The 264-nt window shown below is 71.6% G+C and carries 1 protein-coding gene; it reads left to right on the forward strand.

Annotation, left to right across the window (positions count from 1 at the left end; translation table 11 throughout):
* Positions 1-264, forward strand: a 264-nt coding sequence (locus CAPSK01_RS23230) for an Ig-like domain-containing protein (protein WP_273703777.1), incomplete at both ends; no start/stop codon positions are given.

Consider the following 264-nt stretch of genomic DNA (forward strand, 5'->3'; position numbering starts at 1 on the left):
TTCCAGGGAACGACGCTGATCGGCACCGCCACGGCGGCGCCGTACACCGTCACCTGGAACAGCGTCCCGGCCGGCGGCTACAGCCTGACCGCCAAGGCGACCGACAACCAGGGCGCCGTGACGACCAGCGCCGCACGGACGATCACCGTCAACGCGACCAACACCCCGCCGACCGTCAGTCTCACCGCGCCGGCCGACGGCGCCGTCTATACCCTGCCGGCGACCGTCACCGTCAGTGCGACCGCCGACGGCGTCGAGGTCGAT

Origin of the sequence: Candidatus Accumulibacter vicinus, assembly GCF_000584955.1 — a bacterium.
Taxonomy (GTDB): Bacteria; Pseudomonadota; Gammaproteobacteria; order Burkholderiales; family Rhodocyclaceae; genus Accumulibacter; species Accumulibacter vicinus.